We start from the raw sequence: 18,856 nt of genomic DNA on the forward strand, positions 1-18,856 counted from the left end.
CGCGTCCGGAACCCCGTTCCGGCCGCATGATCGAGATCGCGAACAGTACCGGACCGGCGAAGCCCGGTCCACGGCTTGGCGCTGTTCAGCCCGTTCCGTATATTGAACGCATGAACGGATCGGACGGCGATATCGACATCGGCCGGCGCCTGCGCGACCTGCGCACGCGCTACGGCCTCTCGCAGCGCGCGCTGGCCAAGCGCGCCGGCGTCTCCAACGCGACCGTTTCGATGATCGAATCGAACCGGGTCAGCCCGTCGGTGGCGGCGCTGAAGCAGGTGCTGTCGGGCTTCCCCATGGGCATCGCGCAGTTCTTCTCGGCCGAGGAGCCGGAGCGCGAGAAGGTGGTGTTCCGCGCCGAGGAACTGACCGAACTGGCCGGCGGCGCGGTCTCCTACCGGCAGGTCGGCTCGGACCTGTCAGGCCGCACGCTGCAGATGATGCACGAGCGCTACCGGCCGGGCGCGGAATCCGGCAAGACCATGCTGACCCATCAGGGCGAGGAGGCCGGCATCGTGATCCGCGGCCTGATGCAGCTCGATGTCGACGGCGAGCGCTTCGTGCTCGGCCCGGGCGATGCCTATCTGTTCGACAGCCGCCGCCCGCATGCCTTCCGCAATGTCGGCGACGGCGACCTGATCCTGGTCTCCGCCTGCACGCCACCGAGCTTCTGACGAGCTTCTGACGGGCTTCTGACGGCTTCTGACGGGCTTCTGATCGCCGCCCGCCGGGGACGGGCGGCTTCGTTCAGGCCATCCGGCTCGGCCGCACCACGACCCGGCTGCCGACCGGCACGCGCCGGTGCAGGTCGATGATGTCGTGGTTGAACAGGCGGATGCAGCCCGACGACACGGCCTGACCGATGCTCCACGGCTCGGTGGTGCCGTGGATGCGGTAGAGCGTGTCGCGATCGCCCTGATAGAGATAGAGGGCGCGCGCGCCGAGCGGATTGTCGAGGCCGCCCGGCATGCCGTTGGCATAGGGCGCGGCGCGCGGATCGCGCTTGACCATTTCGGCCGGCGGCGTCCAGGTCGGCCAGGCGGCCTTGCGCCGGATGGTCGCCTCGCCGTTCCAGGCGAAGCCGTCGCGGCCGACGCCGATGCCGTAGCGCATCGCCGTGCCGCCCTCGCCGACCAGATAGAGATGGCGCTGGTCGGGATCGACCACCACGGTGCCGGCCCGCTCCGCGCCGTCGAAGGCGACCTGCTGGCGCAGCCAGCGCGGCTCGATCTTGCTCACGTCGAGCGCCGGGATCGGGAAGGGTTCGTCGTCAAGCGGCCCGTACATGGCCGCGTAATAGGGATCGACCCGCGGCAGCACGGCCGCCGGCATTTCGAGCGGCGTCTGCTCCAGGCGCGCGGTCTGGCATCCGGCCAGCGCCAGCGGCAGCCCGGCCAGGAAAATCCGGCGCGACACCAGGAACGGTCGGCGCCCCGCAGCGGCCGTCTCGAAAACGTCGGTCATGGCAAACCCCTCCGGTCCATGCAATTCAGTCACAAGCCTTAACGCCACAGGGGTTGGTCCCGATCCGCGCAGAATTGCGGCGATTTCGGGAAGCGACGCCGCTATGGCTTCGCGGCAACAGCGACCGGCTCCGATATTCGGTTGATTTTGTTTCTGAATTCTGACCATCGGCGCCGATCGGCCCGGCTGGTGACAGCATCGTGAACAGGACTGCCGGTTCGGCTCGCCGGAAAGGACGACCATGCGACGGCCGATTCCATGCCGGGAGCGGCGCCGCAGCCGGGCGTCCACCGTTCAACCGGCATGAACAATGAGTTTGCCGCCGGGGGCTTTCCGCCCGCCCCCGGTGGCGCCATGTTCCGCCCGACCGAACGCCCCCGAAACGGTTGGGTGCGCTCCCCGGCGGAGACGAACGATGACCAAAGTCCTGGTGCTCTACTATTCTTCCTACGGCCATATCGAGACCATGGCCAACGCGGTCGCCGAAGGCGTGCGCGAGGCCGGCGGCGAAGCGACCATCAAGCGCGTTCCGGAACTGGTGCCGCGCGAGGTCGCCGAGAAGTCCTATTTCAAGCTCGACCAGGCGGCGCCGATCGCCACCGTCGACGAACTGCCCGAATATGACGCGATCATCTTCGGCACCGGCACCCGCTTCGGCAACATGACCGCGCAGATGCGCAACTTCCTCGACCAGACCGGCGGGCTCTGGGCCAAGGGCGCGCTGATCGGCAAGGTCGGCTCGGTGTTCACCTCGACCGCGACCCAGCATGGCGGCCAGGAATCGACCATCCTGACCTTCATCCCGACGCTGATGCATCACGGCATGGTGGTCGTCGGCCTGCCCTATTCGTTCGGTGCCCAGACCGGCCTCGGCGAAATCCTCGGCGGCTCGCCCTATGGCGCGGCGACCATCACGGGTGGCGACGGCAGCCGCATGCCGTCGGAGACCGAACTGGCCGGCGCGCGCTTCCAGGGCGCCCACGTCACCCGCATCGCCGCCAAGCTCGCCGCGGCCTGATCGGGCCTTCGGCCGGCGAAACGGCCGGGGAGAAACGCGTGAGCGCGCGACGGGGAACATTCCGTCGCGCGCGGACATGCTTTAGCGTCGCGCCATGAACGACGCCTTCCCGCCGGACGCCGCCGGCACCGCTCCCCCTGCCCCCGGCGGCCTCGCCACTGCCAGCAGCCCCGCCTCCTCCGGCGATGCCGAGGCCGGCCATGTCACGCCGTCGATGGCGCAGTTCATCGAGATCAAGGCGGCCAATCCGGACTACATCCTGTTCTACCGGATGGGCGACTTCTACGAGCTGTTCTTCGACGATGCCGTCAAGGCGTCGCGCGCGCTCGGCATCGTGCTGACCAAGCGCGGCAAGCATCTCGGCCAGGACATCCCGATGTGCGGCGTGCCGGTCTCGCGCGCCGACGAGTATCTGCAGAAGCTGATCGCGCTCGGCTTCCGCGTGGCGGTCTGCGAGCAGCTGGAGGACCCGGCCGAGGCGCGCAAGCGCGGCGCCAAGGCGGTGGTGCGCCGCGATGTCGTGCGGCTGGTCACGCCCGGCACGATCACCGAGGAGAACCTCCTCGACGAAGGCCGCGCCAACCACCTGCTGGCCGTCGCCCGCATCCGCGGCAGCAGCGAGGAGGACGCCCGCTTCGGGCTCGCCTGGGCCGACATCTCGACCGGCGCCTTCCGCCTCGCCGAGACCGACCGCAACCGCCTCGCCGCCGATCTCGCCCGCATCGACCCGACCGAGATCCTGGTCGCCGACCGGCTCTACGAGGACGACGACCTGAAGCCGGTCTGGCGCCTGCAGCGCGCCGCCGTGACGCCGGTCTCCGCGGCCTTGTTCGACGGGGCGACGGCCGCCGACCGGCTCGGTGCCTATTTCGGGGTCGCGACCGTCGACGGTTTCGGCAGCTTCTCGCGCGCCGAGACGATCGCCGCCGCCGCGATCGTCGCCTATGTCGAAAAGACCCAGCTCGGCCGCCGCGCCCGGCTCGACGTGCCGGCCGCCGAGGGCAGCGCGAGCGTCATGCTGATCGACGCCGCCACCCGGGCCAATCTGGAACTGACCCGCACCCTTTCCGGCGACCGGCGCGGCAGCCTGATCGCCGCGATCGACCGCACCGTCACCGGTGCCGGCCAGCGCCTGCTGGTCGAGCGGCTGTCGAGCCCGTCGACGGTCGTCGCCGAGATCGAGCGGCGGCTCGATTCGGTCGCCTGGCTGGCTGACGACACGCTGCTCGCCGCCGAACTCCGGGCCGCGCTACAGAGCGCGCCCGACATGGTCCGCCCGCTCGGCCGGCTGGCGCTGGAGCGCGGCTCGCCACGCGATCTCGGCGCCATCGCGGCCGGCCTCGCCGCCGTCGCGGCGATCGCGACCCGGCTCGACGCGGCCGCCCTGCTGCCCGACGAGATGGCCGAGGCCCGCGACGCGCTCGCCCAGGCGCCGCACGACCTCGCCGCCCTGCTCGCCTCGGCGCTCGCCGATGAATTGCCGCTGTCGAAGCGCGACGGCGGCTTCGTCCGTGCCGGCTATTCGGCCGCCCTCGACGAATCCCGCGAGCTCTCCGCCGATTCGCGCCGCCTGATCGCCCGGCTGGAGGCCGAGTACCAGGCGGAAACCGGCATCCGCTCGCTGAAGATCCGGCACAACAACGTGCTCGGCTTCTTCGTCGACACCACCGCGGTCCATGCCGAGAAGCTGATGGCGCCGCCGCTTTCGGCGCGCTTCATCCACCGGCAGACGCTCGCCAACGCGGTTCGCTTCACGACCGTCGAGCTGTCCGATCTGGAAGCCCGCATCGCCTCGGCGGGCGAGCGCGCGCTCGGGCTGGAACTCGAGGTGTTCGACCTCCTCGCGGCGAAGACCGTCGAGGAGGGCGAGGCGATCCGCCGGGCCGCCGAGGCGCTGGCGGTGCTGGACGTGAGCCAGGGCTTCGCCCATCTGGCCGGGACGGACGGCTATGCCCGCCCGACCGTCGGCGACGGGCTCGATTTCCGCATCGTCGGCGGGCGCCATCCGGTCGTCGAGCAGGCCTTGCGGCGCGAGGGCGGCGATGCCTTCGTGGCCAACGACTGCGAACTCGGGCCGACCACCCGCGACGGCGACGGCCGGCTGGTCATCCTGACCGGCCCGAACATGGGCGGCAAGTCGACCTGGCTGCGCCAGAATGCGCTGATCGCGATCCTCGCCCAGGCCGGCGGCTTCGTGCCGGCCGCGGAGGCGCGCATCGGCGTGGTCGACCGCCTGTTCAGCCGCGTCGGCGCGGCCGACGATCTCGCCCGCGGCCGGTCGACCTTCATGGTCGAGATGGTCGAGACCGCCGCGATCCTCAACCAGGCCGGCCGGCGCTCGCTGGTCATCCTGGACGAGATCGGCCGCGGCACCGCCACCTTCGACGGGCTGTCGATCGCCTGGGCGGCGATCGAGCATCTGAACGCGGCCAACCGCTGCCGCGCCTTGTTCGCGACCCACTATCACGAGCTGACCGCGCTCGCCGAGCGCCTGCCGCGCATCGTCAACGCGACCGTGCGGGTGCGCGAATGGAAGGGCGACGTGGTCTTCCTGCACGAGATCGTGCCCGGTGCGGCCGACCGGTCCTACGGCATCCAGGTCGCCCGGCTGGCCGGCCTGCCGGCCTCGGTGATCGAGCGCGCCCGTCTGGTGCTGCGCCAGCTCGAGGAGCACGACCGCAAGCGGCCGGGCCTGACCCTGATCGACGACCTGCCGCTGTTCTCGGCCCTGAAGCCGAAGGCCGCCGAACCGACGCCGGAACCGAAGCCCATCGCCAGGCCGGCCGAACCGGCCCTGCCGCCCGGCGCCGCCGAGGCCCTGGCCGATCTCGCCGCCCTCGCCCCCGACGACCTCTCCCCGCGCGAGGCGCTCGAGGCGCTCTACCGGCTGAAGTCAAAGCTGCGCAAGGGGTGAACCGGCCACGCCGTGTGACGGACCCGGTGCCATGCGCGCCGCCGGACACGATTTTACGTGTCGGTGGGCACGTCGTCCCAGTCGTCGTCCGAATACCGAACCAGCCAATTCAGGGCATGATGTCGTTCCATGATGACGCTGCCATCGAGGTCCGCGATCTTGGTGTTGCCGGCCACTTGCTCATTGCGCACCGCCCAATGGCAACGATAGATGAGGTCCAGCGCATCGAGGACCTCGGGCAAGGGCCGCGGCTCGGGCAATAAGCGTTGCGCCGCGTCGATCGCTGCGGAAAAGACAGCCGGCGGATGGGTTTGCGAGGCTGGCCACGCCGATCGGCCGGTATCGACGCCCAGTGCCCAGAGCAGTTCCTGCGCGGCTTCGCAGCGCCATGAGAACTGAATTTTGTCGCGCTCGCTCGGTGACGGATCGTCGAAATATGCGGCTTCGCGCGGGGACAGTTTCTCCCGAACGCTGAAAGTCTCGACAAACGCTCCAAGACCCTCCCGACCAAGCGCCTTCCAGGACACGGCGGACAGCGCCAGGATTCGATCGAGCACCTCTGTCGAGGGTCGGCGTTCGACTTCGCTTTCGTCTTCCGTAAACGGCAGGCCGCGGTTGATCGTGACACCCTGCGCCCGAAGTCGCGCTTCGGTGTTCGACTTCCGCGCGATCTGCGCAGGGGTAAAACCCAGCTCCGCCGGATCTTCCCCGAACAAAATCCGACGGATGAAGCCGATGATGGACGATCCGGCCATGCACACTTCCGGAAAGGCGCGCCCTCCGGGCGCACCGAATACGCGGCGTCCGAAACCCCGCAAACCGTACCAGAGGTTGTCGATGGGTGCCAAGCCCCCATTCACGGGCCGACCAACTTCCACGATCAAATCGGAGAGTACCGCGCAAAATGCGGCTGCCCGCCCATGCCGGTTCCCGGACCTGTCATCGTTCCCGCGATCCCGCCGGCGGGCCCCAAACGGACCGCCCTGCGGGGAAACTTCCGTTCAGGCCGCCCGGCGCAAGACCTCCCGTTCAGGCCGCCCGGCGGCCGGCATCGGCGCCGTAATAGTTGATGTAGCGCGGCGAGATGGTCTCGACCGGCATGATCATGCAGACATCGGTGGTGCCGAACTGGTGGTCGACCACCGCGCCGTCGCCGATCATGGCGCCGAGACGGAGATAGCCCTTGATCAGCGGCGGCATGGCGGCGATGGCCGCGCGCGCATCGAGCGCTTCCGGCGCGAGGCGGTTCATCTCGACATAGCGGCCCGGCAGGGCGCGGACGCGCCAGTCGAGCGAGGCGCGCGCCTTGTGGTGCAGGAAGGCGAGCGGCAGGGCGAGGCGGTGCGGGTTGGTGCCCTCGAAGCTGGCGCAGCCGATCATCACGTCGATGCGATGACGCAGCACATAGGCCCAGACGCCCTGCCAGAGCAGTTCGACCGTGCGCTTGCCGCGATAGTCGGGCAGCACGCAGGAGCGGCCGAGTTCCAGGAAGCGCTTCGACCGGTGCCGGTCGAGCAGCGCGCGCAGATCGAATTCGTTTGCCGTATAAAAACCGTCATGCCGCTCGGCAACATCCTGCCGCAGGAGCCGATAGGTGCCGACGATGCGCGGCGCGCGGCGGCCGAAGGCGCGCGGCTCCTGGGCGTCGTGGTCGACCACCAGGATATGGTCGCAGATCGGATCGAAGGCATCGGAATCGCGCCGCGTCATCAGGGTGCGGGCATCGGCGATCGCGGCCATTTCCTCGTAGAAGACCCGGTAGCGCAGTTCCTGCGCCCGCTTGACCTCGCCGACGGTGCGCGCGAGGCGCACTTCGAGCGAACCGATCCGGCCGAGGACCGGATCGCCGCCGCCGTCGGGCAGCGGCCCGAGCGGCGCCCTCAGGCGCAGGCCGGGCATCACATTGATCTGGGCCCGGGGCAGATGCCGGAACGGCATCATGTTGGAGACCAGCGCGAGACCCGGAACCTTGGCAAGACCGGTGACTCTGGAAGGCGTCGGCATGTGTTCCCCAATCCGGCCGCTGCGCTCCCGATCGCTCCGGGGCAGTTCCCGACGAAACGGGACTGACCGGGCGATGCGATCGCGACCCTGCGATTTGTACTCCCACCAGGAAAGCATGCCCAGTCGACAGGATCATGACAGCGCGCAGAAACACATCCCCGCCGAACGACCAATTCAGCCGGCTCATCAACCCGATGCGCGCGGTCCCGGCACGATCTGATCCAGGACGGCCGACAGGGTCTGCGGCTCGACCGGCTTGATCAGGCGCGCGTCGGCCCCCGCCTGGCGGACATCGCGGTCGACCTCCGGCGCGGTATCGGCGGTGACCGCCAGGATGGCGACGCGCGGCCGGCCGGCCGCCGTCTCGGCGGCCCGGATGGCGCGGATCGCCGCGTAGCCGTCGAGACCCGGCATGTGCAGGTCCATCAGGATGGCCTCGAACGGCATGCCGGCCCGGGCCGCCGCCGCGACGGCCACGACCGCCAGCGCCCCGTCGGAGACCGTGATCGTCTCGTGGCCGAGGCTGGCGAGCAGGGCCCGGGCCAGCAGCGCATTGATGGCGTTGTCGTCGGCGACCAGGATGCGCAGCGGGCCCGTGCCGGCGCGCTCGGATCGGGTTGCCGGAACGCGGATGTCGGTCGCGTCGTTGGCGATGGCGCGGCCTTCCGCCAGCGCGGCCGCCACCATGGCGAGCGAACGCTGGCGCACCGGCTTGACCAGCCAGCCGCCGAAGCCGCCGGACTTCAGCCGTTCGAGCGCGGTCCGGTCGGCCGGCGCGACGATGACCGCGGCCGGCGGGCGGTTGCGCCCGAGCGCGGCGAGCAGGCGGCCGGCATCGAAATCCGCCCGGTGATCGACCAGCAGGGCGTCGTAGCCGCCGCCGCCCGGTTCGGCCAAGGCGGCGCGCGCGGCCGTCGCATCGGCCGCCAGCCTGGCGTCCGCGCCGAGATCGCCGAGCCGGCGGGACAGTTGGACCGGATCGATCAGCCCGGGCGAGACCACCAGGATGCGCCGGCCGGCCAGCGGTCGCGCCAGGTTCGGCGGTTCGGCGATCGGCAGGTCGAGGTCGAAGGCGAAGCAGGAACCGCGCCCGGGCTTGCTCTCGACTTCGATCCGGCTGCCCATCCGCTCGACGATCGCCCGCGAGATTGCCAGCCCGAGGCCGGTCCCGCCATACCGCCGGGCCGGCCCGCTCTCGGCCTGCTCGTATTCGTTGAAGATCCGCTCGAGATGCTCCGGCGCGATGCCGATGCCGGTATCGGTCACCTCGAAGCGCAGGCGCGCCCGATCGGCGCGGCCATCGAGGCGCGCGACCGTGACGGCGACGCCGCCGCGCTCGGTGAACTTGACCGCATTGCCGGCGAGGTTGATCAGAACCTGCCGCAGCCGGGCCTCGTCGAAGACCAGCCGCAGCGGCACGTCGGCAGCGACATGGGCGGCAAGTTCGATGCCGCGGGCCTGGGCGCGCGGGGCGACCAGCTCGATCACCGCCTCGACCATCGGCTCCAGGCCGGCGGGCGCAGGCGCCAGATCCAGCCGGCCGGCCTCGATCTTGGAGAAGTCGAGCACGTCCTCGACCAGCGACAGAAGGGCCTCGCCGGAGGTGCGGATGGCGCGCAGATAGGCCTGCTGCTCGGAAGAGAGCTGGGTCTCGGCCATCAGGTCGGCCATGCCGACGATGCCGTTGAGGGGCGTGCGGATCTCGTGGCTGGCCATGGCCAGGAAGCGCGACTTGGCCGCGCTCGCCGCCTCGGCGAGGTCGCGGGCGCGACTGAGTTCGGCCTCGAAGGCGCGCCGGTCGCCGACATCCCGAAGAGTGATCTGGATTTCGTCGCCGTCGCCGCCGCGCCCCGCGACCGGGCTTTCGACCAGCGCATACCAGGCGGCGCCCGCCGTGGTCCGCATCAGCCGGTCGCCGGCCGCCATCGCCGCTTCGTCGCCGGGATCGAGACCGAAGCGGTTCAGCAGCGCGTCGGCATCCGCGCCGACGACCGACGCCCCGTCGAGCCCGAAGGTCTCTGCGAAGGCCTCGTTGACGAAGCGGATGCGGCGGGCCGCGTCGCAGCGCAGGATCAGGTCGCCGGCCGCCTCGGTGACCGACCGCCAGCGCTCCGCCTCCTCGCGCAGGGTCCAGACCTCGTCCTGGAGCCGTTCGATGCGCGCCGCCAGGTCGCGCCGCTCCGCATGGGCCGGCCGGGTGAGCCTCGCCGCAGCCGCCCAGACGGCACGGCGCACGCGCGCCCGCCGCAGACCGGCGGCACCGGCAGCACCGGAGTTCGGATCGACCGCATGTGCACTCATGCCGGCAGGATAGCCGGGCGGGCTTGCCAAAGCCTTGACGCCGCCACGATCGCGGGGCCGGCCGGCGCCCGCATCCGCTCAGGAGCGCACGGCGATCGACCCCTTGCCGTCGTCGGTCAGGTAGTCGGTCGGGAAGCGCAGCGTCCAGCGGATGCCTTCCGGGTCGAACACCAGTTCCGAGGTGCCGTCGATGGCGCGCGGTACCAGGCGCTCGATCATCATCCGCCCGAAGCCCTTGCGCCGCGGCTCCTCGACCGGCGGTCCGCCCTGCTCCTGCCAGGTGATCTCGAAGACCTGGCCGCCGTCCCCCGCGGTCTCGGAGGCGCGCACGCCCCAATGCACGGCGATGCGGCCCTCGGCGGTCGAGAGCGCGCCGTACTTGGCCGCGTTGGTGGCCAGCTCGTGCAGGGCGAGCGCGACGTTCTGGGCCGCCTCCGGCTTCAGCATGACGCGCGTGCCGCCCTCGTCGAGGCGGTCGCCGGAGGTTTCCATGACGTGGCCGAGCTGGCTCGACACCAGTTCGTCGATCGACGCCCCGCGCCAGCTTTCGTCGACCAGGATGTCGTGCGCCCGCGCCAGCGCCTGCAGACGCGCGCCGAAGCGGTCGACGAAGGCGGGCATGTCGTCGACCGTCTGGGCGGTCTGGCGGGCGATCCCCTGGACCACGGCCAGAAGATTCTTCGACCGGTGGGTCAGCTCGCGCATGACCACCTTGAGCTGCTGCTGGTATTCCTTCTGGCCGGTGATGTCGATCGCCACGCACATGACGCCGGCGATCCGGCCCCGCTCGTGGAACGGCTCGATGCGCAGGTCGAACCAGTGCAGCCCGTCGCCGATCTTGATCGAGACCTCGGCGCGCTCCGGCTCGGCCGTCTCCAGCACCCGCCGCTTCAGGGGGATCACGACGCGCGCCGTCGCCTCCGGCAAGGCGGCTTCGTCGTCGCGGCCGAGGAAGTCCTCGGCGGTCATGCCCAGCGGCGGGTTGTGCATCCAGGTATAGCGAAGGTCGCGATCCTGCCGGAACATGGTGATGTTGGAGCCGGCCAGCGCGGTGTCGAACCGGGCGTTGGCCTCGGCCAGCGCCTGCGTGACATGTTCCAGCATTTCGGCGCGGCGGCGCTCGTCGGTGATGTCGACGACCACCAGCGTGACCCCCTCCGGCGCCCGGCCGCCCGGGCAATAGGGCGTGACGTGGACCCGCAGCCAGACGCGCCCGCGCTGCCGATCCTGCGTCTCGATCTCCGTGCTGGCCGGCTGGCCGGCATTGATCACGCCGAACTTGACCGTGCGCATATGGGCGGCGGCGGCGGCATCGAGAATGTCGTCGTCGGTCCGGCCCATCATGGCTTCCGGCGCCAGACCGAGCGGCGGATTGTGGATCCAGCGGTAGTGCAGGTCCCGGTCCTGGGTGGCGACCGAGATGCGCGAGCCCGACAGCGCCGCCTCGAACCGCTCCTTGGCCTCCGCCAGTTCCCGGGTCCGCGCCTCGACCCGGACCTCCAGTTCGGCATTCAAGGTCTCGAGCCGGTGGTTCGCATCGGCCAGCGCGGCCCGCGACGGCATCGCCAGCACGCCGGGGAGAATCCGCCAGGCGACCGCCATGGCGCCGAGCGTCACGCCCACGAACAGGGCCTTCATGACGATGTGCAGCCCGTAGACCGGCTGCCAGAGCGTGGCGACGCCGGTCAGTTCGGTCGCAGCGCCGGCGATCAGGACGATCGAGACCATCCGGGCGAGCCGGCGGGTCTCCGACGTCACGTCGCACCGGCCGCGCAGGAACAGCGCGATCGCGACGGCGGCCGCGATCAGCGTCGCGGCGACGGCCAGACCGGCCAACGCCGCCGGCTGCACCAGGGCGGCGCTCCAGGCCATTCCCGAGCCGACGGCGGCGAGGGATTGCGAACCGAAAAGAAAATCAACGATTCCGCGCAAGACAAATCACCCCGGTGCACCCGTCCAGCCCGGTGCCATTGCGAATGCGGCCGGCCGCGCCGACCGATCCAAGCCAATGCATAGGTCCCCGTTTCCCGACGCGGTCCGGGGTCACTGAAGCCCGAACGCGCAAGCCGGCCATCGGTTCCATGCCGTTGCGCGGATTTGCCGCCCGCCGCGGACCGCCGAAACCGGGCGCCGTCCGGGCCGCCTGCGCAGGGCTCGCGCTCCGGTCGGCCGGTCGCCCGCCGCGGGCCTGCCAACAGGCCGCCCGGGCGGGCGGGCGGGCGGGCGGGCGGGCGGGCGGGCGGGCGGGCGGGCGGGCGGGCGGGAAAGGACGCACTTTCCGTTTTCCCGGCGCCATGGTCTAGGTGTTGGGTCCCACGACGCCCATCATCCGACAGGCCTGCCATGTCCGAAATCCCCGTCGACCCCGGAATGCTCCGCTTCTACGAGGCGCTGTCCAGCCAATCCCCGCCGGAGAGCACGGACTGGCCGCTGCCGGAGCAGAGGCGCGGCTGGGAGGCGGTGTGCCGGTCGTTCCGCGCGCCGCATCCGGCCGGGCTGTCGGTCGAGACCGTCGCGGTGCCGGGACCGGGCGGCCCGATCGCCGTGCGCTTCTATCGCCCGGAGGGGGCGGCGCCGAAGGCCGGCGTGCTCTACGGGCATGGCGGCGGCTGGGTCCTGGGCAGCCTGGAGACCCATGACGACATGTGCGCCGAGCTCGCCGCCGGCGCGGATGTGGTGGTGGCGGCGGTCGACTATCGGCTGGCACCGGAGCACCGCCATCCGGCCCAGCTCGACGACATGCTCGCGGTTCTCGCCTATCTGCGCGCCGAAGGCGCCCGGCACGGCATCGATCCCGCGCGCATCATCGGCGCCGGCGACAGCGCCGGCGGCCAGCTCACGGCCGGTGCCGCCCTGCACCTCCGCGCGACCGGCGCGCCGCAACTGCTCGCGCAGGTCCTGATCTATCCGGTGCTCGGCGCCGACACCGAGACCGCGTCCTACCGTGCCAATGCCGAGGCGCCCTGCCTGACCCGCGCAGAGATGATCTACTTCCTCGAAGCCTTCCTGGGGCCGAGGGGCGCGGCCGGCTGGACGGATCCGCGGGCCGTGCCGCTGCTGGCGGCCGATCTGTCCGGCCTGCCGCCGGCCTTCGTGATCGTGGCCGAGCACGACCCGCTCTGCGACGATGGGGTCGCGTTCCATGAACGGCTGCTGGCCGCCGGGATCCCCTCCACGCTGCGGCGCGAGCCCGCGCTCGCCCACAGCTTCATGCGCGCGCGCCACCACTCGGCGCCGGCGATGGCCGCCTTCCGCGCGATCGCCGACGCCCTGGCCGCATTCGCGCAAGGGCGGACCGCTCCGGTTTGACCGCAAGCACCCGAATGCGTAGGGAAGAAGCCGGTATTTGCGTGATGGTGCGGACAGCACCCGACTCGACCGTTGGAGCATAGAATATTAAGCAACTGTGAATCGGCCGGGGGGCCATGCCGATTCGAACGTCGCCGGCAAGCAGGGCCTGTCCAGCCCGTTGCGGCGCAGAGACTTGAACGAGGACCTTGCCCCTGATGCCGCCTACAGACGACCAGCAGCGCTCGACCCGGCTCTATTTCGGTTTGCGGGAGCGCCTGCTCGATCTCTCCAGCCGGAACCGGATGTTGAACTATCCGGTCGGGTCCCGCTCGCGCCGGCAGGTCGTGATCGTCGACGAAATCATGGAGGACGTCCACCGTCTGCTCGTCTCCGACGGCGTGGCGCTCGATCTGGAACCGCTGCCGCGCCCGCAGGATGCGCCGGACGACGAGGAAACGGCGGATTTCAGGATCGCGCTCGAGCATGCCCGGGTCGGCGATGCCGTCCATATCGCCGAATCCCTGGCGATCGAGGCGGCCGGCCGCGACGACGATGCCGCGCTGGCCGTGCTCGACCGGGCCTTGCGCGACCGGGTCCGGGTCGAACTCGGCCTGCCCCAGCGCGACCGCCGCGTCGAGACGGACCGCATGGCGCAGGCGCGCCGGCTCGGCATCGAGCCCAATCCGGATCTGCCGGCCGCCGGCTACAAGCCGAGCCACACCGACCGCAATCTCCAGACCCTCAAATATCCCGACGAGCTCGACGCCACGCTCGACCGCATCTGCGCCGATGCCAGCCTGGCCGAACAGGAAACCGGGCAATCCGATCTCTATCTGGCCTTCGGCTTCCTGCAGCGCTTCGAAAGCGACAGTTCGGAACGCAAGCTGCTCGCGCCTCTGGTGCTGCTGCCGGTCCGCATCGAGGCCCGGACCACCGACAGCGGCCGGACATGGTCGATCCTGGCGATCGGCGCGGCCGAGATCAATGCCAGCCTCGCCCGGCTGATGGAGCGCGATTTCGGCCTGTCCCTGCCGGACTTCGAAACCGACGAGGACGGCACCGGCTCGATCGAAGCCTATCTGGAACAGGTCCGCATCGCGATCGAGCTGCTGCGACGCTGGCAGGTCCGGCGGACCATGGTGCTCGGGCATTTCCCGGTCGGCCGGCTCGCCATGTATGCCGATCTCGATCCGACCGCCTGGAGCCATCCTCCGGCCGGACGGCGGCTGGTCGACGCGGTGCTCGCCGGCACCGACGAAGGCCGCTGGGACGCGGAAGCCTCTGTACTGCCGGACCATCCGATCGACGATCCCGACGCGGAGACGGTCGTCCCGTATCTGATCCACGACGCGGATGCCAGCCAGCACAATGTCCTGGTCGACGCGACGCGCGGCCGCGACCTGGTCGTCCAGGGGGCCCCGGGAACCGGCAAGTCCCAGACGATCGCCAATATCGTCGCCAATGCGCTCGGCAGCGGCAAGACGGTGCTGGTTCTGGCCGAGAAGCAGGGCGCCCTGGAGACGGTCCGCCGTCGGCTCGATGCGGCCGGCCTCGGCGACTTCTGTCTTTCCCTGCACTCGGAACGGGCGAGCCCGCAGCGCGTCGTCGATGCCCTGCGCCGCCGCGCCGAACTGGGCTGGGGCCGTGCGCCGCGGGCCCAGCCGATCCTGCGCGACGCGACGATGGACGAAAGCCGCCGCGAGCTCGACCGCTATGTGGAAGCCCTGCATCAGGAGGGCGACGACGGCCGCACGCCCTACGAACTGATCTGGAACGCGATCGCCGGCCAGAACCGGCATGCCGACGTGATCCAGGCGCTGCGCCGCGTCTCGCTGCCCAAGTCCCTGCTCGACAGCGGCATGCGCATCCTGGAGGCCGTCGGCAAGCTCGAGGTCTACGCGGCCGCCGCCGAGTCCTTCGCGCGCGACTACGGACATCCGGCCCTGTCGCCCTGGTCGCAGACCGTGCTGGCCGACATCTCCGCCGCCGATATCGGCCGCCTGAAGGACCTGCTCGGCGAGATGCTCGCGGCGACCGGTGCGCTCTGCGACATCGCCGAGGAGGCCGTCGCCTTCGGGGCGCGCTCGATCGCGGATCTGCAGTCGATCGTGACGGCCGACCGCATGCTCGGCGTGCCGCCCGATACACTGAGCCAGCCCGAGCGCTTCGTCGACCTCGATCACGAAGACGTTTTCCGGATCGCCGGCCTGCGCGAAAAGCTGAAGCAGGTCGACGCGGAACTCGCCGCGCGGCCGAAGGTCGCCGGCATTCCCCTCGAGGTTCTGGCGCGCGCCAGCGCCATGGTCACGGCGGGGCTCGACGGCCGCCTGCTCGATCTCAACCCGGATGCGGCGCGGGTCGAGGCCGACCGCTGCATCGCCGACGGCCGCCGTCTGGCCGGCGCCATCGACCGCATGCTGCCGGCCGTCGACATGATCGGGCTGGACCGGCAGTCGACGCTGGCCGAGATCGATACGCTCGCCCAGGCGATCCAGTTCCTGTCCCGCGCCGAGCCGGGACGCCGCAGCCTGCTCGACCGCTTCGCCCTGATCGAGGAACGGGAATTCCTGTCGGTGCGGCAGCGCTGGCTGGACGCGGTCGATGCCGAGACGGACTGGCGGACCGCCTTCGTCGCCTATGGCGACGAGCCCTGGCCGACCATCGCCGAGATCGAGGCCTGCGAGGCGACCCTGAACCGAAGCGGCTTCGCCCGCCGATTCGGCCTGCGCGGCGGCTCCGAGAAGACGGCGCGCGCCCTGCTCGCCCGCCTGGCCGGGCCGGACGGCGTCGTCCCCGATGCCGAGGAACTGGCCCAGTTCATCATCTATCTGCGCTACCTCGCCGCCTTCGAGAACGATCCGCAGCTCGCCGCCCTGTTCGGCCCGGCCTGGGCCGGGCTCGGCACGCCGATGGAAGACTGCGCCATCATCCGCCGCGATTTTCGCGCCGCGCTCGCCGAACGTCCCGGCAGCGCGCGCATCGCAACGCTGGTCGTGGGCGCCGGCCCCGGCGTGATCTCGCGCCTCGCCGACATGGCCGCCGCCGCGCAGGCGTTCCGGAGCCTGCCCGAATCCCTGCTCAAGCGCTACGGCACGGGCGGTCTCGGCACCATCCTGTCGGCCATCGAGGCGGAACGCGACAGCTTCTCGGCGCTGATCGACCTCGATCCGGACCGCGAGCTGAGCGGCATCCCGGTTCCGATCCGCGACATCGCCGACATGCACACGCGGCTGGAACGACGGGCGAGCATCGTCGAGGCGATCGGACCCTCGCAGCTGGCGCAGGATTGGGACCATCTGTTCCCGGACGGCACCGGCATGGCCGAGGTCGCCCGCGCCAGTGAATGGGTCAAGACGGTCGGCCACCTGCGCTCGGTGCGCTCCTCGACCGGCCGGCTCGATCTCGAATGTCTGTCCGGCCCCGATGCGCCCGCCATGCGGCGCCGGCTTGCGGATCTGGCCGCCCGCCTGGACCCGCCGCTCGGACGGTTCGCGCAGCTGAAGGCGACCATCGAGGCGGAATTCGGCCAGCTCGGCCTCAACCTGTCCGAACCCAACGCCGTGCTCGCCCGCGTCGATACGCTGCTCGGACGCAAGGCGGAGCTGAACAGCTATCTGGCGCTCGGCCGCCTGCGCCGCGAACTGGCCGAGGCCGGCGCCGGCGAGTTCCTGGAGACCTGCGATCGCGCCCGGGTCGCACCCGAGCGTCTGCCGATCCTGTTCGAGACGCTGGTGGCGCAGCGCCGCGCCGACAATGCCCGGCGCGGATCGCCGGCCTTGTGGCAGGTCACAGGCGTCTCGCTGGAAGCGCGGCGGCGCACCTTCGCGGACCGCGACCGGCGCCGGATGCAGTCGGACCGCGAGGCGATCGTCGCGCGCCTGCTGCAGGCGACCCCGCCGGTCGGCTCGATCAGCGGCATGCGCACGGGCTGGACCGAGATGGCGCTGTTGCGCAACGAATTCGGCAAGCAGCGCCGCCATCTGCCGGTGCGCACGCTGCTGCGCCGGGCCGGGCAGGCCGCGCAGACGCTGATGCCCTGCCTGCTGGCCTCGCCGCTCTCGCTCGCCCGCTATCTGGAGCCCGACCGGCTCAGCTTCGATCTTCTGGTGATCGACGAGGCCTCGCAGATGCCGGTGGAGAACGCCCTCGGCGCGTTGGCGCGGGCGCGCCAGGTCGTCGTCTTCGGCGACACCCGCCAGCTGCCGCCGATGGAGCCGGCGATATCCGACGCGCAGGCCTTCGAGGACGAGGCCGACGACCGCTTCGACGAGGACACGGTTTCGGTGCTGGATGCCTGCCGGCATGGTATCGGGCAGGTCCGCCGGCTGAAGTGGCACTACCGCAGCCGCGCGGAAAGCCTGTTCGCCTTTCCGAACCGGGAATTCTACCAGGACAGCCTGACCACCGTCCCCGAAGCCCGCACCGATGCCTTCGCGGTCGACCTGGTGCGCGTCGACGGCGCCTGCCACTACCGCCGCAACGTCTCCGAGGCGGCCCGGATCGCCGAGGAGGCGATCGGCTTCATGCGCCGCTTCGCCGCCAGCGGGTCCGAGACCATGCCGACGCTCGGCATCGTCGCCGCGACCGCCGAGCAGCGCGACCTGATTCTGGCCGAGTTGCGTCGCCTGGAGGCCGGCGACGGCGCCGTCGAGGTCTATCGGATGAAGGCCGCCAATCTCGGCGAGCCGGTCTTCGTCAAGACGATCGACAGCGTCCAGGGCGACGAGCGCGACGTGGTCCTGATCTCGCTGACCTTCGGACGCGACCGCGGCGGGGGCGGCCTCGGCCAACGACTGGGTCCTTTCGAGGGGCGGTTCGGCGCCCATCGCCTGAACGTGCTGGTGACCCGCGCCCGGCGCCGGATCGGTCTCTTCGTCTCCTTCGGCGCCGACGATGTCGCCGTCACCGACACGAGCGCACCGGGGCTACTCGCCCTGAAGCGCTTCCTCGACCATGTCGAGACCCGCGGACGGGTCCTCGCGGCCGCCGCCGCGCTGGCGCCGGACGGAGACTTCGAACGCGAGATCGGCCGGCGTCTGAGCGACCGCGGCTATCAGGTCGCCACCCGGATCGGGCTGTCGCACCGGCGGGTCGAACTGGCCATCCGGCATCCCGACCGGCCGGATCGCTTCCTGTGCGGCCTGCAGGGCGACGGCGCCGACTATGCGCTGATCGCCAGCGCGCGCGACCGCGACCGGATCGGCGACGAGGTGCTGCGCCTGCGCGGCTGGGACCTGATCCGGCTGTGGTCGACCGACTGGCTCGAGGATGCCGAGGAGGAGACGGAGCGCCTCGTCCGGCGGCTGGAACAGATACGCACCATGGCATCGCCGGCCGATATCGAGATCGCCTTCGGCCGTCGCCTGGCCGATCTCGACCGCGAAGCCCCGCCGGCAGCCCCGTTCGACGAGGCGACCATCCGGCTCGTCACGATGAGCGGCGATCCCGGGCCGAGCGGCCTGTTCGGCTTCAACGAGGGCGGACGCGGCGGCGGCCCCGACATGCGCAGCGATCGCGAGCTCGCCCGCGCCCTGGTCGATTTCCGCGAGCATGTCATCGCCCGCCGGATGCCGCGTTTCGACCGCGAGCGCTCGATCCTGCGCGACACGATGATCGAGTTCCTGATCGACAGCCGCCTCGACGATCCGAACGACTGGGATCGCTCGGTCCCCGGCTACCTGCGTGCCGGCACCAATCCGGCCGAGCGGCGGATGTTCCTGCCGGAAATCTGCGGCATCCTGGACCGCCGCGTGCGCGGCCAGGGCCTGCGTCTGGCCGCCTCGCGCGGCCTGCCGGTGGTCCCGCGCGACGAACCGGCGCTCTCCGCCAACGAGGACCGTTCGGGCGCCTGAGCCCGACCGGCC

At 71.0% G+C, this 18,856-nt stretch carries 10 protein-coding genes; 5 read left to right on the forward strand and 5 right to left on the reverse strand.

Annotation, left to right across the window (positions count from 1 at the left end):
- Window positions 1-110: 110 nt before the first annotated feature.
- Window positions 111-674 (forward strand): cupin domain-containing protein, encoded by a 564-nt coding sequence (locus tag ABB55_RS11630; protein WP_054358946.1) that lies wholly within the window; start codon window positions 111-113, stop codon window positions 672-674.
- Between the two features lie 73 nt (window positions 675-747).
- Here the strand turns inward: ABB55_RS11630 and ABB55_RS11635 are convergent, their stop codons facing one another.
- Window positions 748-1,464: a L,D-transpeptidase gene (locus ABB55_RS11635; RefSeq protein WP_181184296.1), complete on the reverse strand. Its 717-nt coding sequence runs from the start codon at window positions 1,462-1,464 to the stop codon at window positions 748-750.
- 415 nt (window positions 1,465-1,879) lie between these two features.
- Between ABB55_RS11635 and wrbA the strand changes: the two genes are divergently transcribed.
- Together wrbA and mutS are read left to right on the forward strand one after the other, a co-directional pair.
- Window positions 1,880-2,482, forward strand: a complete 603-nt coding sequence (wrbA, locus tag ABB55_RS11640) for an NAD(P)H:quinone oxidoreductase (RefSeq protein WP_054358947.1) — start codon at window positions 1,880-1,882, stop codon at window positions 2,480-2,482.
- Between the two features lie 94 nt (window positions 2,483-2,576).
- Window positions 2,577-5,396, forward strand: coding sequence for a DNA mismatch repair protein MutS (gene mutS / locus ABB55_RS11645; RefSeq protein WP_054358948.1), 2,820 nt, complete (start codon window positions 2,577-2,579; stop codon window positions 5,394-5,396).
- Between the two features lie 53 nt (window positions 5,397-5,449).
- Here the strand turns inward: mutS and ABB55_RS11650 are convergent, their stop codons facing one another.
- The 4 genes from ABB55_RS11650 to ABB55_RS11665 all read right to left on the reverse strand — a co-directional run bounded on the left by ABB55_RS11650 (window position 5,450) and on the right by ABB55_RS11665 (window position 11,573).
- Window positions 5,450-6,244 (reverse strand): DUF4272 domain-containing protein, encoded by a 795-nt coding sequence (locus ABB55_RS11650; RefSeq protein ID WP_152982015.1) that lies wholly within the window; start codon window positions 6,242-6,244, stop codon window positions 5,450-5,452.
- A 181-nt stretch (window positions 6,245-6,425) separates the two neighbouring features.
- Window positions 6,426-7,295, reverse strand: a complete 870-nt coding sequence (olsB, locus tag ABB55_RS11655) for a l-ornithine N(alpha)-acyltransferase (RefSeq protein WP_054362006.1) — start codon at window positions 7,293-7,295, stop codon at window positions 6,426-6,428.
- Between the two features lie 291 nt (window positions 7,296-7,586).
- Complete coding sequence (locus ABB55_RS11660; protein ID WP_152982016.1) at window positions 7,587-9,701, reverse strand: ATP-binding protein; 2,115 nt, start codon at window positions 9,699-9,701, stop codon at window positions 7,587-7,589.
- A gap of 78 nt (window positions 9,702-9,779) precedes the next feature.
- Complete coding sequence (locus ABB55_RS11665; protein ID WP_152982017.1) at window positions 9,780-11,573, reverse strand: sensor histidine kinase; 1,794 nt, start codon at window positions 11,571-11,573, stop codon at window positions 9,780-9,782.
- Between the two features lie 471 nt (window positions 11,574-12,044).
- Between ABB55_RS11665 and ABB55_RS11670 the strand changes: the two genes are divergently transcribed.
- On the forward strand, window positions 12,045-13,010 hold the full coding sequence (locus ABB55_RS11670) for an alpha/beta hydrolase (RefSeq protein ID WP_083463552.1): 966 nt from the start codon (window positions 12,045-12,047) through the stop codon (window positions 13,008-13,010).
- A gap of 197 nt (window positions 13,011-13,207) precedes the next feature.
- Window positions 13,208-18,844, forward strand: a complete 5,637-nt coding sequence (locus ABB55_RS11675) for a DUF4011 domain-containing protein (protein WP_054358953.1) — start codon at window positions 13,208-13,210, stop codon at window positions 18,842-18,844.
- Window positions 18,845-18,856: the final 12 nt, after the last annotated feature.

Source organism: Prosthecodimorpha hirschii (assembly GCF_001305515.1).
Classification (GTDB): Bacteria; Pseudomonadota; Alphaproteobacteria; order Rhizobiales; family Ancalomicrobiaceae; genus Prosthecodimorpha; species Prosthecodimorpha hirschii.

Coding starts and splice junctions, on each gene's coding strand:
- ABB55_RS11630 (WP_054358946.1), top strand. CDS start 111: ATGAACGGATCGGACGGCGATATCGACATCGGCCGGCGCCTGCGCGAC.
- ABB55_RS11635 (WP_181184296.1), bottom strand. CDS start 1,464: ATGACCGACGTTTTCGAGACGGCCGCTGCGGGGCGCCGACCGTTCCTG.
- wrbA (WP_054358947.1), top strand. CDS start 1,880: ATGACCAAAGTCCTGGTGCTCTACTATTCTTCCTACGGCCATATCGAG.
- mutS (WP_054358948.1), top strand. CDS start 2,577: ATGAACGACGCCTTCCCGCCGGACGCCGCCGGCACCGCTCCCCCTGCC.
- olsB (WP_054362006.1), bottom strand. CDS start 7,295: ATGCCCGGCCTGCGCCTGAGGGCGCCGCTCGGGCCGCTGCCCGACGGC.
- ABB55_RS11660 (WP_152982016.1), bottom strand. CDS start 9,701: ATGAGTGCACATGCGGTCGATCCGAACTCCGGTGCTGCCGGTGCCGCC.
- ABB55_RS11665 (WP_152982017.1), bottom strand. CDS start 11,573: ATGGCCTGGAGCGCCGCCCTGGTGCAGCCGGCGGCGTTGGCCGGTCTG.
- ABB55_RS11670 (WP_083463552.1), top strand. CDS start 12,045: ATGTCCGAAATCCCCGTCGACCCCGGAATGCTCCGCTTCTACGAGGCG.
- ABB55_RS11675 (WP_054358953.1), top strand. CDS start 13,208: ATGCCGCCTACAGACGACCAGCAGCGCTCGACCCGGCTCTATTTCGGT.